This window comes from Ructibacterium sp. SJQ-7 (assembly GCF_054696575.1).
This window is the reverse complement of the sequence record NZ_CP195193.1, coordinates 2,260,694-2,276,803: the sequence shown is the minus strand read 5'-3', so window position 1 is coordinate 2,276,803 and position 16,110 is coordinate 2,260,694. Positions and strand designations below refer to the sequence as shown.

Sequence of the window (16,110 nt, the reverse complement as noted above, 5' to 3'; positions counted from 1 at the left end):
TTTTTTGCCAATTAATTTTTCAAATTACAATATCCTCATTCATTCCAAACTTATTTTATAAAATTATATCATTTTGGCACAGATTATGCAATATTTTTTTGTAAAATATTTTTATATTGCGTATTTTATTATTTATTTGCAGATTATTTAAGTGTATTATTATATACATCAGCTGATAGCTTGAAAGATTAATCTAAAAAATCATTAATATGCGAAGCTTTTGCGAAACTTTTTAGGCGTAATTTCGCAGGCACAAACGGCATGACAAAGCGCTTTTTGAAACGAGATAAACAATCTAGAAATATAGGAGGAAACAAATGAATTTATCAAATTATTCACAAACTAACAATATCCAGGATATTATTGATAATATTGAGGAGCAGACCAATTTGACCGTTCCTTCAGCTGTAATTATACCATTGAAACAACACAGAACCGTCAACCTTAATGCAAATGATACATTTGAAATTGATGTAAAGCTGATGACAAGAAAGAGAATATTTAAAAAAATTTCAATTCAGCCGGCTGAAATTGAAAATCCTAATCTTGTTTACAAGTTTGGTACAAAAGGTGTAAGTCGCCTATCAGAAGATGAATGGGACATTTGCAAGAAAATTTACCATAAGCTATCGGAGAATATTGACGAGGAATGTGTTTACGGTTTTGTTGGTGAATTTGATAACAAATACATTTTTGGTGATAACATCATCTCGCCAACTTCAACAAACACTATTAAAAATGTATTTTTTAGAAGTCCTTGTACAATCGAACATGCGAGTGCAAACTTCTTTTTTGAAAAGTATCTTCCATGCTTCAAAAGTCAGACAGAGGGTCTCATCTTTTTGTTTACCCTGCTTTTAAGCACTTGTATATCACGATTGGGTAACTTAGGCACTGATCGACCGTCATTTATTTTGGCTGTTATAGGTCGCACAGGTAGCTATAAAACTTCTACGGTTCAAGCTACACTCAATCCATATAATAATGAAAATTTTAGTGTTTGTTCTTTTGAAGACACAGTTGCCAGTATTGTAGCAACCTTAAAACAGTCGCGTGATATGATCACAATTGTTGATGATTTTTATACAAATACTGACAGAGAAATAACTGCCAAGCTTGAAAAAATTATACGCCTTAACGGTGACAAATCATCAGTTGCTAAAAAAATGAGTGGTAAAAAAATCGTATCCGAATCGTCTGATACAATCACGGTTGTCACAGGTGAACAGATCCCAAAAGTACGATTTTCGTCGATTCCGCGTATGCTCATTATCGACTTTCAAGAGGCAGTCAATTTGCAGGCATTAACGGAGTTACAGGCCTCACAAGCTGAGTTCAGAGGTGCATTGGCTGATTTTATTCAATACACATTAGATATTGACTTTTGTATTAAATTGAGGCAAACATTCTTGGATCATCGAGATAGCATTATGCATCACGAAGCTCCGAAATGGCACGCACGTTATACATCAATGTGTTGTTGGTTTTTGGCAATTTACGATATGTTTTGCGAATATTGCACTGCAAAAAATATATTTTTCGCCAACATCAGTGATTTTCCATCAAACATTCGTCACTACATCGCCGAGCAAAGCAAGCGTTATCTTGAAAACGACAGCATCTTCATATTTTTCAAGACACTTGAATCATTACGTGTCGAAAACAAGTTACATACAATAAATACATCAAAAATCACCAATGACACACCAAAAACAGATATTTTATACGATGATAACTATGTTTGGATTGAAAGCGTTAATGTTTTTGCTAAAATCAAACTTGCATGCCAAAATGAAGGCATTTCGTTTGATTTATCTCGGCAAGAACTTTACCAAAAATTAGAAAGTGAAAAATTACTTATAACAAAGGATAACCGTCGTTCATACGAATATCGAAAAGGACAATTTAGGCAATCCGTTATATGTTTACCAAGAAATAATATCAACCGTTATTTGACTTATGATAAGGAGGACATCAAACTATGAGTACTGAAAGCGAAAATCTATACACAAAGAATGATCAACTAATAGCACAAATTTATGATAACCTTTCGGGAGAGAATAAATCAGAAGAAGCAATTTCGCTTCTTCTAAATCCTAACCATATCTCACCAACAGAACAGGTAAAAATTCTTGGACTATTAGGTGAAAAGGATGAAATATTTCATTCTCTGCTCATCAAAACAGTATTAAATAATATTAATATTTTAGACAATAACGAGTCGTTTGAAATAATTGATAATCATTTTAAACAACTGGTAAATCAAGCTTATTTACTTGATGATAACGCAATAATTAAGATTTGTCAAGACTTATTTTATCTTATAAGTCAAGGTGTAGCTGCATTTTATCCATATATTTGGATACTGCTAAAAAACCATGGTCATATCACAACATACACCGACAAGAAATTAAGAATCATCAGCCATTATGCAGTCGTTTTCAGTTTCGATGGGTACAATGCTAAATCTATTCGAGAAATACTCAAAAGCAACTGTATATTATGCTCAGAACAAGCACTCAGTGCATTTAAAACAGTAAAAACAAAGAAAGAACAAGCATATTCACAATGTGCAAAAGCATTGCTATATATCATGGTTCAAGCTTTTAAGAAACAACATCTGGACTATGATAAATTTGACGAATACCTATCTGATATTCCAAATAAGTATTGCGAAGAACTTCGTTGCGATTCATTATCAAGAAATTCCGAAAGGCTATATGCTAATTTGTATAGTTTCTTTGAGAATGGCAGTCACAAACAAGTTTATAACTTGTAATTGCTGAAACCGATATGTAACTGCCCTTATTTCATTTATTTAGTATTTTCATAAGGAGGAAAACACAATGCAGAAAAGTATTTTACATTTAGACAAAAAACAAGGGCAGACATATCATGCCATATTCAAAAATAATCATGGGAGGCGGTTATACATACAACTACAAATTAATAATAACGAAATTTTCATTTCAGATTGTTTTTACACCGACAGACATGCAAGGAACGGACATAATGCCGTTCCCTGCAAATTTCATACTTCACACTGTACTTGTGATAGTTTAATTGATGTATTCAAAAATGAGCTTGACAAAACATTTTTCGGAATTGAATTTTCCGATACCGAAAACAAGTTGTCAACAGAAGAATATATCAAATTAAAAACACAAGTCAAAACAAAATATAAATTTTTAATTCTTGTAAACGATAATAATACATATAAAACAAGACTAAAAAATCGTATTCACAGGTCGATTTTGCTTGAAATCGTTCGTAACGGCAACAAAGGAACAATTACAGATTGTCACTACAGCGACAGAACATACAATCGAAACAACGCATACATAACACCGTCAGGACTGACAAGTATTACTTTTGATTTTAGTCTTTACAACATATTAAAAATAGTCAATTCTGAGCTTAATTGTGATTTTACCGATGTTATCATCACGCAGGACAGTTTTGGCTTTAACGATTCTCCCCTACCGATTTGCGGGAGTATTTAGACAAACAGTACACAGCATAAAATAGACTAAAAACGGAGGTAATCATAATGTCGGAATACACGGATATAAGAAACAATACATATCAAATACATCAGCGTTCGCTTGTGAATACTTCTCAAGCGGAGCAGCAAAAGCAAGAAATAATAGAAGAATTATATCGTATCTTTGATAAGAAATAATATCAATAAAATCTGAAAGGAGGAAGCAAAGATGGCGATTGCGTTATACGCAAGAAAATCAATAGAACGTGAAAACAGTATTTCATGCGAAACACAGATAGAATACTGCAAATCGGTAATCAAACCCGACGAGCGCAATGAGAAAACCGTTGAATTTATCGACAACGGATATTCGGGCGGCAATGTTGACCGTGACGGATTTCAGAAAATGATGCGTCAAATTGAACGCGATAAAATCAGCAAGGTTATTGTGTACCGTCTTGACCGTATCAGCCGAAGTCTTTCGGATTTTGTAGGCATTTTGGAAACGCTCAAAAAGCACAATGTTCAGTTTGTTTCCTCTCAAGAATCGTTCGACACGTCAAGTCCGTACGGTGAAATGATTGTGAAAATACTTATGGTATTCGCCGAATTTGAACGCAAAAGCATTATTGAACGCGTCAAGCACGCATACGCTTACAGAAGTGAAATGGGACTGTATATGGGCGGTCGCCGTCCGTACGGTTTTAATTTAAAAGATACTGTTATAAACAACGTCAAAACAAAAATGTTTGAGCCTGTTACAAACGAAATTGAGCAGATAAAATATATTTTTGAAAATTATTCAGTACCGAATGTAACACTGCGGCGGCTTATGGATAATTTGATTGACAACAACATTTCAGCCACCACAGGAAGCTGGTCTACTGCAAAGCTGTCAAATATCATAAAAAATCCAATCTACGTAAAGGCTGATAACGCCATATACGAATACTACTCAAAACGCAATGCCAACATCATGAGCGACATCAATCAATTTGACGGCTTGCACGGAATACAAACCTACGGCAAATCAAAGCATACTGCGGATGATATGTCGGATATTAAAATAGTGGTTATGCCGCATGATGGTATTATAAATTCTGACCTATGGCTAAAATGTCAGAAGAAAATTGAGAAAAATAAAAAGCTCGGCAATTCCATCAACAACTCTACAAGTTGGCTCGGCGGTAAAATTGCTTGTAAGCAATGCGGCAGAACAATGACCGTAACAAAAGGCGGTAAGAAAAAAGACGGCACACAAACACGTTATTTCAGTTGTACAGGCAAGTCGCATAATCGCATATGCAACGGTCCTAAAGTGACGCTGTATGCCGACAGCTTAGAAGATATGGTATATAACCTTATCGCCGAAAAACTCCAGTCACTGAAAGGCTCTCGCAAAAAGATTTCAACCGATAATTCAAACAAGATTAATCTGCTGAAAAATCAGCTTAGCGAAATTAAACAGTCACAAGAAAAGATTGTTAATATGCTTCTGGACGACAGTTTTAAATCGGATATGAAATCACTTCTGAATGAAAAAGCCAAAAAGTTGTCCGAAGAAAGCAAGGCGATTACAGAAAAAATCGAAGATCTTGAAAGTGAAGAAAATGAAATAATCAGTGTTATAAACCTATCACAAAAGTGGAAAAACGCAAACGCAGACGAACGCAAAGCCGTTTGCAATGTACTTATACATAAAATATTCATATGCGAAGACGGCACTTGTGAAGTAGTATGGAATATATAATAAAAAGCACCTATTTTCGATTATGAAAATAGGTGCTTAATTTTATAAATATCTGCCTGTTATACTTTTTTTATTCAATTTTATTTCCTGCGGTGTTCCGCTTGCAATGATTTTACCGCCATTTTCACCGCCTCCCGGTCCCATATCTATAACATAATCGGCATTGCGAATTACGTCAAGGTCGTGTTCAATGACAATTACGGTTGCACCGTTATCCAAAAGTGCCTGAAAAACTTTGAGCAATACCTGTACATCTAACGGATGCAAACCGATTGACGGCTCATCAAACACGAAAACAGAATCACTCTGTATCTTTCCAATCTCACTTGCCAGTTTCAATCGTTGTGCTTCACCTCCGGATAGGCTCGGTGTTTCCTCGCCAATTGTCAGATAACCAAGTCCCAACTGTTTTAGCGTATTCAGCTTTTGGCTGACGGTTTTCATATCCTTGCAAAATTCAACAGCTGTGTTTATATCCATATCCATAAGTTCAGGAAGAGAAACACTTTCACCCGCTTTATTTGTAAGCTTCACATCATAAGCAATTCTTGAGTAACGTGAGCCATGACAATCAGGACATTGAATATTTACATCGGGAAGAAATTGCACGTCAAGACTGACAACGCCTGTACCGTCGCACCCCGAACAACGTAATGAGCCTGTATTGTACGAAAAATCTCTTGCCTTATAGCCTTTATTTTTTGCGTCCTCGGATTTTGCGTAAAGTTTTCGTAATTCATCGTGAACACCTGCATAGGTAGCCACCGTAGAACGAACATTAATTCCGATAGGTGTTGCGTCAATCAGCTTGATACGTCGTATATCCTCAGCGCTAACATCTCTGATATGCTCCGGCAACGCATGACCGCTGATATTCGCGTCAAGTGCGGGAATTAAACTTTCCAACACCAAAGTCGTCTTGCCCGAACCCGACACTCCTGTAACAACGGTAAGTCTGCCTTTGGGAATGTCAACTTCCAACGGCTTGACCGTATGTATTTGAGATGTGGACAAATGAATATTTCCGTTTACGAACATTTCTTCCTTTGCGGCACATGACCTTAGTTTTGTTTCGGCTTTACCGGATATAAAAGGTCCTATTTGAGAAGCAGGGTTTGCTTCCACATCTGCGATTGTACCTTGTGCAATCACATGACCTCCATTTGCCCCCGCTTCCGGTCCCATTTCCACAATCCAGTCTGCCTCTTTCAAAATCTGCGTGTCATGGTCTACCAAAATAACCGAATTGCCATCCGATACAAGATCGTGCATAACACCTGTAAGTCCGACAATATTAGATGGGTGCAGACCGATTGACGGCTCATCCAACACATAAAGAACGCCTGTGGTACGGTTACGCACAGCACGAGCAAGCTGCATACGCTGACGTTCGCCTGTCGAAAGTGTGGCTGCCGAACGGTCAAGAGTCAGATAGCCAAGACCTAAATCAATTAACCTCTTCGCCATACTTTCAAAAGTTTCACAGATACTTTCAGCCATAGGTTTCATCTCATCAGGCAGGCTTGTCGGAACACCACGCACCCAATCCACAAGTTCGGAAAGTGTCATATTGCAAACTTCATCAAGCGATATTCCTCTTAATTTTGGTGCACGGGCGGCGGCGGAAAGACGTGTTCCGTGACATTCGGGACAAATATCCTCTTTTAAAAATTTCTCTACTCGCTTCATGCCTTTTTCATCTTTGACTTTTGCAAGAGCATTCTCCACCGTGTAAACGGCATTAAAATATGTAAAATCCAATTCACCTGCATTTTCCGTATTTTTAGATTTGTAAAAAAGGTGTTTTTTTACCGCCGGACCGTGATAGACAATATCTTTTTCCTGTTCCGTCAAGTCACGGAACGGTACATCTGTACGCACCCCCATCTCACGGCAAACGTCCGTCATTAATGACCACATCAAGCTGTTCCACGGAGCAACTGCACCATCATCAATCGTAAGAGAGTCATCAGGCACAAGTGATGCCATATCAACGGTGTGAACAATTCCTGTACCACCACATTTTTGACAAGCACCTTGCGAATTGAATGCCAACTCCTCTGCCGACGGTGCATAAAAGTGAACGCCACATTCCGAGCAGACTAATTCCTTCCCTGCGGCAACCGCCAGTGACGGTTTTAAGTAATGTCCGTTTGGGCAACGGTGGTTTGATAAACGTGAATACATAAGTCGCAAACTGTTTAGCAACTCCGTTCCCGTTCCGAATGTACTGCGTATTCCTGGTATACCGGGACGCTGATGTAATGCAAGTGCGGCGGGTACATAAAGCACCTCATCTACACTTGCTTTCGATGCCTGTGTCATTCGGCGGCGAGTGTAAGTAGACAGCGCTTCCAAATAGCGCCGAGAACCCTCTGCATATAATACACCCATTGCAAGAGAGGACTTACCCGAACCCGACACTCCTGCAATACCTACAATTTTCCCCAACGGAATATCTACATCTATATTTTTAAGATTGTGGACTTTTGCTCCACGAATAAGTATTTTTTCTATCATTGGTTTTACTCCTAAATATCTTTTCCAAAAACACACTGAAAAAGCATATCACAAGTATATCTATTTTGTCAATATTCCGCTAAAAATCGGAAAGAAGAAAACAAAGTAAGCGAATGGGATATATAGGTATTTTTATATATTGCGTTTGTGTTGTCGATATGCTATAATATTTTCAAAAGAGGTGAGATTCATGGACTTTTTAATAATGAATAGAGATACCGTTGTAGCAGAATGGATAGATAACAAATTAAATCTGATTAAGCCGTCACTTACTCCAATGTATTTGGAACTTACAAGCAATGTTCCGAAGTGGCTTGAAACAAGAGCTATCGACTCACACAGAGCAAATTCAAGACTTCTTAAAAAGGCTTTGCGTCTTACCGAACGTGACGATATAGGCTCTGTTTTATCGGTAAATGCAGTCACCATTACGGATAATTATTGGATAAAACCGATTAACAGCGACCTTTGCTATGCCGATGTTCGTTTTGACAACGACTATTTTGCCACACTTGCTTTAACTGGCAGTTACGACAGTTTTAATCGAGTGGCGCATAGCAAAAGAACAAAAACTCCCGAACTTACCAATATAGGTAGCTTTGAAAAGTGTTGGAAACTGATTAACGGCGAATGGTGGATGTACAAAAAGGCTAATCACGATGAAATGTTTTCAGAATTTTTCATATATCAACTCGGAATGGAATTAGGCTTTAATATGGCTACATACAAACGTGGCAATGGTGTTATTAAAACAAAGGATTTTACCGATAATGCCATGGTTAATTTTGAGCCTGCATTTAATTTTATGAATGACTGCGAGGACTATATACAAACTCTTGAGACATTAAAAGACCTTTGCCCTAATTGCATAGGCGATTATGTGAAAATGTTGTTTCTTGATACAATATGTGCAAATCCTGATAGACATACATTTAATTTTGGTATTCTGCGTGATATTGATACAGGTGATGTTTTGGGTTTAGCACCGAATTTTGATAATAATATGGCACTTATATCAAGAGGTTATCCTAAAAATATTAAGAGAAAAAATGATATATTGGTAAGTTTATTTAATGAACTGCTTGAATTTGATAACAGATTGAAAAAATATATTCCGCCTCTGACAGAAGAAATTATTTTAAAAGTTATAAAATCAGTCGGGATGCGTGTCAGAAGTAAGGAAATAACTGAATTTATTATGAACGGATATAATCAGATAGAGCAATAAATAGAAGTACGGACATATTTGATTATCAGCATAAAATAGTACAAGGCTATGTCTGTACTCTACCCGGCTCATATATCCGAGAGATTTTTATTCGTTTTGTGTTAATAGCTGTTAAGCTCATTTATGAAATCTTCCATCGTGACGCCTATCCATGAGCGTCCATAAAACATTTCATTTTTTAATCTGCCTTGAATTGTCAAGTCAAATGCAACGATATATTAAAATAAACTTCAAAAGGCGATTTCCAGTTCAAGCATTTGCGTGGACGCTGATTTAAAATAAGCGCTTTATCTCTAATTAATGATGGTTTAATTTCTGTTAAATCCTGTTTTTTAGGAAAATATTCGCGTAGAAGTCCATTAGTATTCTCATTAGTACCTCTTTGCCATGGTTGATGTGGTTCAGGAAAATAGAATTGCACATCATTTAGAGCTTTGTTGATTTCTTCATGTCGTGAAAATTCTTTGCCCCTATCAGGTGTAATTGTTTTTTGTTGACTATCTTTTAACATATGAATTATCGCTTGTTTTACACTGATAGAATCTTTTTTTGCTACTTTTTCGCACAACAAATAACGACTCTTTCGGTCAACAAGCGTTACTAAACACGCTTTTCCTGTTACGCCTGCAACAGTATCAGCTTCCCAATCGCCTATTCTCTCTCGTTGATTTGCTTGTTCTGGTCGTTCTGAAATGTGATGACTAATTTTAATTTTACCTCTCGTTTCAATACTACCATTTTTATGTCTGGTTTTTCCTTTATGTCTTAACTTTCTTGCAACTCCACGTTGCCCGGGGGATAATTTCCCTTCTTCTAAAAATCCTCGATATATTCCACGATAAATTGTAGCATAACTAATTTGTATAAGGTTTTTCTCATGTTTTAAACGAAATGAAATTTGCTCCGAAGACCATTGATTTTGAAGAAACAAGAATTGAACAGTTTTATGAATATCAGCATTTAATAACAATGGTTTTCTACCACATTTGCGTCTGCGAATTTCATATTGCTTATGTGCGTATGATGGCGAGTAAATGCCTTCAGTATCAGTATTACGCTTAATTTCACGAGATACAGATGATTTATCTCTATGCCATTCTTTGGCTTCATAATGGTTTTATTAATTGCAAATATGCCGTTATCGGCACAAATGTATTGAAAATAATTTTAAATTTATTGATTTTGTTCCTGTAATGTGGTATAATATAAATAGATGTTAGGAGTGATTTTATGAACTATTTATCTGTATCGCAAATGGCGAAAAAATGGAATATGTCCGAGCGTGGTGTTAGAAAATACTGTGCCGAGGATAAAATACCTGGTGCATTCCTAACGGGTAAGACTTGGAATATTCCCGAAAACGCAGAAAAACCCAAAAGAAAAAATAAAAAAAGCAATGAGCATCAAACATTGCTTGAACGATTGAAATCAGAGAAAGCATCTTATATTTCCGGCGGAATATATCATAAAATACAGATTGAACTTACCTATAATTCAAATCACATTGAGGGAAGCAAACTTACCCACGACCAAACGAGATATATTTTTGAAACCAATACAATCGGAGTGGAAAATGATGCACTTAATGTCGATGACATTATTGAAACGGCAAATCATTTCAAATGTATCGATATGATAATTGATAATGCAAAATATAAGCTCACAGAAAAGTTTATAAAACAGTTACATTATACTTTAAAATCCGGTACATCTGATTCAAGAAAAGATTGGTTTAATGTGGGCGAATATAAAAAGTTCCCCAATGAAGTCGGCGGAAAAGAAACCGCAAAACCAGAAGATGTTGCAACTAAGATTAAAGCACTTTTAAAAGACTATAATCAAAAAGAAGATCATACGCTTGAAGAAATCATAGACTTTCATTATACTTTTGAAACAATACATCCGTTTCAAGACGGCAACGGCAGAGTAGGAAGACTTATTATGTTTAAAGAATGCCTGAAAAATAATATTGTTCCGTTTATAATTGATGAAGATTTGAAGATGTTCTATTACAGAGGTCTGTCCGAATGGAACAATGAAAAAGGTTATTTGACCGATACCTGCTTTACGGCACAGGATAAGTTCAAAAAGTATTTGGATTATTTTAAGATACCGTATATGCATAATCCATCAAATCCGTAATACAACAAAATATGTGTCATACAAGGATATTAAAGCACTTATGGCAGATTTAAAGCGTGTTTATGCAGCGATTGATGAGGATACAGCACTACAAGAATTAGACCGATTTGATGAAATATGGGGAGGAAAATACCCTAAAATTGCCGATAACTGGCGAGATAAATGGGTTCATTTATCCACATATTTCAAGTATCCTCAAGCAGTACGTACACTTATCTACACAACTAATACGATAGAAGGATTCAATCGCCAGCTCCGAAAAGTGACTAAAAACAAGGGGATTTTTCCTACAGATGATAGCCTGTTTAAGATGCTGTACCTTGCAATGATGGACATCACAAAAAAATGGACCGGTCGCCGTCGTGATTTGGGGTGAGATTCATTCTCAGTTGGAGGTATTCTTCGCTGATAGAATCATCTATTGACAATTGCTGATTTTTTTGATAATGTAAAAGCGGACGGAATTTAATTCCGTCCACTTAAATAAATTTTTCTACACTATTTTGTATTTACACAAAACTTGAAGAATACTATTATCAGCATAAAATAGTCCAAGAATATGTCCGCACCCCCGACTCAAATCTTGAATTTTCACAATGGACACAGCTTTTTGAAAACGAAATGCTGCTTGCTGCACTCATCATAGTCATTTACTCCCACATATTTTATATCTTTTGTTATTTCCATCTTAATATACTCAATCCTTTTTTTATTGATTTATAATCGCATTTATTGTAGGCGCATTTTTTTTATCCCAAAGCATTATCTTTGATGATTCACCGTCTTTAAGTGTCAAAGGTGCAAATATGAATACGCTGTTTCCACCTACCATGTTAGGTTTCATTTCCTCCAATGTTCCAAGTAGTTTATTGCCCTTGTATATTGCACGATAAAGTTTTAATTCAGGCATTGTAACATTTTCTTTTGCCATGACTGTAACTGTTGTATTGCCTTGTTCATCAATAAGTTTTGTGACATCTACCTTATTTTTGAATGCGTCCAAAACCTCAAGGTTTTCTACAATACTTTCTTTACGCCACTTAGCATAGAAAACTTTATCTCCTATTGCTCTATCCGAAATTTCAGTGAGAGCTGTACCTGTAAATTTAGCATTATCATACCAACCTTCAAACTTATAGCCATTCTTTGTCGGCACTGGTAATGTTGCGGTTGTTCCATATATGTAACTTGAAATAGGTGTTTCTACAAATGCTCCACCATCTGTATTAAATGTAATGGTATATTGCTCTGCTACCCATTTTGCATAGTATGTTTTATCTCCTGTTGCCGCCGCAGAAATTTCAGTAACCGTAACACCTGTAAATTCAGCGTTATCATACCAACCTTCAAATTTATATCCTTTCTTCGTCGGCACTGGTAATGTTACAGCAGTTCCATATGTGTAGTCTGTTACATTTTCTCCGATAGTACCGTCATTCACATTCAGTGTTACTCGATATACTCTTGAAGTCGAAGTATATGTCGCTTTATATGTTGCCGGACCTGTTACACTTGTCAATTCTGGAACCCATTTATCAAACACATATGTGTACCTGTCGTCTTCTTCCTTTGTCGGAGTTGCTCCTGCATACACTGGCATTGTATCCTTTTCCACGTCTCCACTTTGCAATACTGTTCCGTCTGCATTTTCAAATGTAACCATATACTTATCCGGCTCATTTTTAGTCCATTTCGCATAGAATATCATGCTATTGCCTGTTTCAGGAACTTCTTTTATAGTAATTTCTGTTATTGGCGTTCCTGTAAATTCAGCATCATCATACCAACCATTAAAATGATAATCTGCCTTTGTTATATCTTCACTAGTTGGGAGCTTGACAGTAGTTCCATATTCATAACTTGTTATATTTTTATCATCTGCAATGGTTCCACCTTGTGTATTCAATGTCACTTTGTATGTATCCGCTATCCACTTTGCATAATATGTCTTAGCACCGATTTCATTAGTTCGTATTGTTTTCACTGATTCACCGCTAAAATCAGATTTTTCATACCAACCGCCAAATTTGTAGTGAGCTTTTGTTGGTGTTGGTAGTGTAGCACCAACTCCATATGTGTAGCTAGTCACATTTTCTCCATCTGCAATAATTCCATCATTAAGCTCATAACTGATTGCATATGTTTCAGCTATCCATTTCGCATAATATACCTTATCACCTTCTGAATCAGCCGTAATCATTGTAACTTTATTGCCGGTAAAATCTTTATTTTCATACCAGCCTTCAAATTTATAACCCACTTTAGTTGGTGTTGGAAGTGTTACGACTGTTCCATGTGTATAATTAGTTATATTATCACTCTCGTTTGCCAAAACGCCTCCATTTGTATTTAATGTCACATTATATACAGCATCTAATATTGTGATTTCACCACTTGCATCCATATATCCGTTATGTTTTACTGTTACCTTTATTTTGTCCCCTGATACCTTATTAGCAAACTTTTCGTGTTTTATTGTAAGTATCAGTTCATTTTCAACCTTCTCGATTTTATATTTATCTGTTGCCAATGCCGTCGAACTGTCATCAATATAAACACTAAATCCAGTATAATCTTCTCCTGTAAAACTTGTAGGTGTAACAACAAATGTAGCATCCGCTATTTCGTTAGCTTTTATGATATTATTCTTTCCAGTCAATGTCATTGTCTTGTCTTCTTCTTTGACCATATAATTGAATGTTGCCGCTTTTTCTGCGCCTGTCGCACCTGATTTTGCAATAAAAGATCCTTGTCCTACTGACTTTCTCGGTCTGAACTTGAATGTTGCAGTATTATCTTCACCTATTGCTTTTTGTGCGACATATTGCACCGTCGCATTACTAATATCTTTATTATTTGAATTAGATAAAAACGAAGCATATACCGATTCCATTTCGTCGCCCTTTACCGAAACTGTTACTTGTAGCATTTGTTCAGGAGTAAGCTGTATATTTCCGTCTGTCGGCTCAAAAGTTGCAACAACCTTATCATTTTCCAATACAGATATTCCCTTAATCTCTACGTTATTCGCCGCCAAAACATTGAATGAACTGCTCAACATTGAACAAATTATCATTCCTGTCAATAATTTTTTAACACTCTTTTTCATAAAATTACACATCTTCCTTATGGCACATATATTGATATTTCATTTTCCAATGCATTAGTTGATACGTTTGGATAAAGTTCTTGAACTAAAGATAGTGGTATATATATTCTGCCATTCATTTCAATGGCATGCTCCTTTCCATTCCACAATGCTGAATTTATATATATTTTATCACCTTTAATAGAAACTTTAAGATTTTTGTTTTCACCATAAGCACAAGCAGTGGCTTTTTCTGCATTCCACTCTACCTTCATGTTTGTCGCCTCTGCAAAGTATCTCATCGGTAACATCCACATTCCATCAACAACAAATGGTACAGCATCAGTTGATATAACTTCACCATTCACCTGAACATCTGACTTCCTGAGCGAAAATACCATACTCTTATTGACTGATACCTGTTCCAACACAGGAGGTTTATTATATGCTCCAACTTTACCATCTATCCCCTCAATATTATAACACTGTTCTGTTGTTTCGTTGTATGTATTTACAGAAATAGAATCTTCCACAAATCGTATTGGATAATAGTCAAATGAATTCCATAATGCATTAACATTGTTTGCAATTAGTATAAACCGGCATAAAGTACCATCATATTTAATTAAATCTTTATCATCGTTGTAACTTATATGTATTACACCATTTTCAACTGTTGCATGAATTTTAGAACTGTCCTTGATTAATGTATTTTCATCAGTAATTATAACAACCTCTCCGTTATTGTTAGTAAGCACATTAAATACATTATCATCATATTCAAAATCAAAATTCAATCCACATATACTACCTTTATCTTCTGGAATTGCTAAATCAACATTTTTTAAGTTTATGCCTGTTAATACATCTCCTGTTATGTCATCCATAATAGCCGGTTGAAAAAACAGTTGCAATTTGTATTCTGATGTTTTTGCAAGAGCAACTGTTGAAAGCAACAACAAACTCACTACAATGCTTAATATGATTCTTTTTATTTTCATTATATCTCCTTATCATAGATTTATTTTTCAAAAGTTATATTTTGCTACTCAATTCCATTTCTGCACTGCACCGGTCATTGCATCAAGCTCTACATCATATTCAAAGCCATCAACATAGATTTCAACACCAATAACTGTTTTGCCTCTTTCATAATCGTAACTTGCTTTTTTCGCTAAAATCTTGTTTGTATCTATATTTTTTTCAGCAACAACAATTTCTATTGCCTTGTCTAAAGAAATTACTCCGTTTAAATTAATATATGAATTTACTCTTTCATTCTTCGAATTCCATTCAAGCACATTTCCACTCACTGCATCTATTTTTGCATCATATTCTGTGCTTTTTGTATCTATTTCCACTTCAACGATATATTGTCCATGATCATAATCATAATTTGCATTTTTTGAATACAAGTCGTTTTCCGAAACTCCAGCTTTGTTTACCACAATTTCTATTGCTTTATCAAGTGTTATTTTCGTGCTATTTGTAATGTCATATCCTCCTTGTGACGGTTGTGATGTCTGTCTTGGTACCGGTGTTTGTTTACTAATATCACCATTTACGATTTTATCAGCATCTGTTACTGTAGAATTTGCTTTATCCACAATATCTATAGTTTTTGTGTCTTCATACCATACAACTTCTTTGTTGTTCAGTTCAGCAATAGCTCTAATCGGAAGATATGTTGTTCCTTCATAAAGCATAGGATATACAGTTTCACCATCTACACTTTTTAATGTTTGAATCTGTCCATTTGTCTTTATTACAAAATCACCTCTAATTTCCGATTGTACTTTTTGTACAATCCCATTTGCCGATACTCCTATAGCAATACCTATTGTTATTGCCCCTAATGTAGTTAATAAAGTTACCTTCTTAATCATAATAATACATCT

General features: G+C 35.7%; 11 protein-coding genes and 3 pseudogenes. 8 read left to right on the top strand and 6 right to left on the bottom strand.

Translation table 11 applies throughout. From position 1 onward, the window contains the following. The first annotated feature begins 317 nt into the window (after positions 1 to 317). From ACSAMO_RS09925 to ACSAMO_RS09905, 5 genes are all read left to right on the top strand, one after another. On the top strand, positions 318 to 1,985 hold the full coding sequence (locus tag ACSAMO_RS09925) for a hypothetical protein (protein ID WP_499209232.1): 1,668 nt from the start codon (positions 318 to 320) through the stop codon (positions 1,983 to 1,985). Beyond that, complete coding sequence (locus ACSAMO_RS09920) at positions 1,982 to 2,779, top strand: hypothetical protein (RefSeq protein WP_499209231.1); 798 nt, start codon at positions 1,982 to 1,984, stop codon at positions 2,777 to 2,779. The genes ACSAMO_RS09925 and ACSAMO_RS09920 overlap by 4 nt, the downstream gene beginning before the upstream one ends. 67 nt (positions 2,780 to 2,846) lie before the next feature. Beyond that, a complete protein-coding gene (locus ACSAMO_RS09915; protein WP_499209230.1) occupies positions 2,847 to 3,503 on the top strand; it encodes a hypothetical protein in 657 nt (218 codons plus the stop codon). Between the two features lie 47 nt (positions 3,504 to 3,550). Beyond that, positions 3,551 to 3,682, top strand: coding sequence for a hypothetical protein (locus tag ACSAMO_RS09910; protein ID WP_022230532.1), 132 nt, complete (start codon positions 3,551 to 3,553; stop codon positions 3,680 to 3,682). A gap of 31 nt (positions 3,683 to 3,713) precedes the next feature. Further along, positions 3,714 to 5,234 carry a recombinase family protein gene (locus tag ACSAMO_RS09905; RefSeq protein WP_499209229.1) on the top strand — a complete coding sequence of 507 codons (1,521 nt, stop codon included), beginning with the start codon at positions 3,714 to 3,716 and terminating at the stop codon, positions 5,232 to 5,234. 42 nt (positions 5,235 to 5,276) lie between these two features. Here the strand turns inward: ACSAMO_RS09905 and ACSAMO_RS09900 are convergent, their stop codons facing one another. Continuing rightward, positions 5,277 to 7,754, bottom strand: coding sequence for an excinuclease ABC subunit UvrA (locus ACSAMO_RS09900; protein ID WP_499209228.1), 2,478 nt, complete (start codon positions 7,752 to 7,754; stop codon positions 5,277 to 5,279). Positions 7,755 to 7,944: 190 nt separating this feature from the next. Here ACSAMO_RS09900 and ACSAMO_RS09895 point away from each other — a divergent pair, with 190 nt between their 5' ends. Further along, a complete protein-coding gene (locus ACSAMO_RS09895; RefSeq protein ID WP_499209227.1) occupies positions 7,945 to 8,982 on the top strand; it encodes a HipA domain-containing protein in 1,038 nt (345 codons plus the stop codon). 36 nt (positions 8,983 to 9,018) lie between these two features. On the opposite strand, the pseudogene ACSAMO_RS09890 reads toward ACSAMO_RS09895, so the two are convergent. Together ACSAMO_RS09890 and ACSAMO_RS09885 are read right to left on the bottom strand one after the other, a co-directional pair. After that, positions 9,019 to 9,170 (bottom strand): annotated as a pseudogene (locus ACSAMO_RS09890) (IS3 family transposase); the annotation flags it as partial. Between the two features lie 8 nt (positions 9,171 to 9,178). Continuing rightward, positions 9,179 to 10,051: pseudogene (locus tag ACSAMO_RS09885) on the bottom strand (IS30 family transposase); the annotation flags it as partial. A 161-nt stretch (positions 10,052 to 10,212) separates the two neighbouring features. Between ACSAMO_RS09885 and ACSAMO_RS09880 the strand changes: the two are divergent. Further along, on the top strand, positions 10,213 to 11,124 hold the full coding sequence (locus tag ACSAMO_RS09880) for a Fic family protein (RefSeq protein ID WP_499209226.1): 912 nt from the start codon (positions 10,213 to 10,215) through the stop codon (positions 11,122 to 11,124). Next, a pseudogene (locus tag ACSAMO_RS09875) lies at positions 11,102 to 11,549 on the top strand (transposase); the annotation flags it as partial. The gene ACSAMO_RS09880 and the pseudogene ACSAMO_RS09875, both read left to right, overlap by 23 nt. Before the next feature lie 284 nt (positions 11,550 to 11,833). Here the strand turns inward: ACSAMO_RS09875 and ACSAMO_RS09870 are convergent. From ACSAMO_RS09870 to ACSAMO_RS09860, 3 genes are read right to left on the bottom strand one after another with little or no spacing between them, the layout of a single operon-like run. After that, on the bottom strand, positions 11,834 to 14,233 hold the full coding sequence (locus ACSAMO_RS09870; protein WP_499209225.1) for an InlB B-repeat-containing protein: 2,400 nt from the start codon (positions 14,231 to 14,233) through the stop codon (positions 11,834 to 11,836). 17 nt (positions 14,234 to 14,250) lie between these two features. Continuing rightward, entirely contained in the window at positions 14,251 to 15,213 is a 963-nt protein-coding gene (locus tag ACSAMO_RS09865) for a stalk domain-containing protein (RefSeq protein WP_499209224.1), read from the bottom strand. Between the two features lie 48 nt (positions 15,214 to 15,261). Continuing rightward, the gene (locus ACSAMO_RS09860) at positions 15,262 to 16,098 is read right to left on the bottom strand and encodes a PepSY domain-containing protein (protein WP_499209223.1); all 837 of its coding nucleotides are present in this window, start codon (positions 16,096 to 16,098) and stop codon (positions 15,262 to 15,264) included. Positions 16,099 to 16,110 lie beyond the last annotated feature (12 nt).

Bases quoted from the DNA above. Each gene is read 5' to 3' on its own strand.
- ACSAMO_RS09925 (WP_499209232.1), top strand. From the start codon at position 318: ATGAATTTATCAAATTATTCACAAACTAACAATATCCAGGATATTATT.
- ACSAMO_RS09920 (WP_499209231.1), top strand. From the start codon at position 1,982: ATGAGTACTGAAAGCGAAAATCTATACACAAAGAATGATCAACTAATA.
- ACSAMO_RS09915 (WP_499209230.1), top strand. From the start codon at position 2,847: ATGCAGAAAAGTATTTTACATTTAGACAAAAAACAAGGGCAGACATAT.
- ACSAMO_RS09910 (WP_022230532.1), top strand. From the start codon at position 3,551: ATGTCGGAATACACGGATATAAGAAACAATACATATCAAATACATCAG.
- ACSAMO_RS09905 (WP_499209229.1), top strand. From the start codon at position 3,714: ATGGCGATTGCGTTATACGCAAGAAAATCAATAGAACGTGAAAACAGT.
- ACSAMO_RS09900 (WP_499209228.1), bottom strand. From the start codon at position 7,754: ATGATAGAAAAAATACTTATTCGTGGAGCAAAAGTCCACAATCTTAAA.
- ACSAMO_RS09895 (WP_499209227.1), top strand. From the start codon at position 7,945: ATGGACTTTTTAATAATGAATAGAGATACCGTTGTAGCAGAATGGATA.
- ACSAMO_RS09880 (WP_499209226.1), top strand. From the start codon at position 10,213: ATGAACTATTTATCTGTATCGCAAATGGCGAAAAAATGGAATATGTCC.
- ACSAMO_RS09870 (WP_499209225.1), bottom strand. From the start codon at position 14,233: ATGAAAAAGAGTGTTAAAAAATTATTGACAGGAATGATAATTTGTTCA.
- ACSAMO_RS09865 (WP_499209224.1), bottom strand. From the start codon at position 15,213: ATGAAAATAAAAAGAATCATATTAAGCATTGTAGTGAGTTTGTTGTTG.
- ACSAMO_RS09860 (WP_499209223.1), bottom strand. From the start codon at position 16,098: ATGATTAAGAAGGTAACTTTATTAACTACATTAGGGGCAATAACAATA.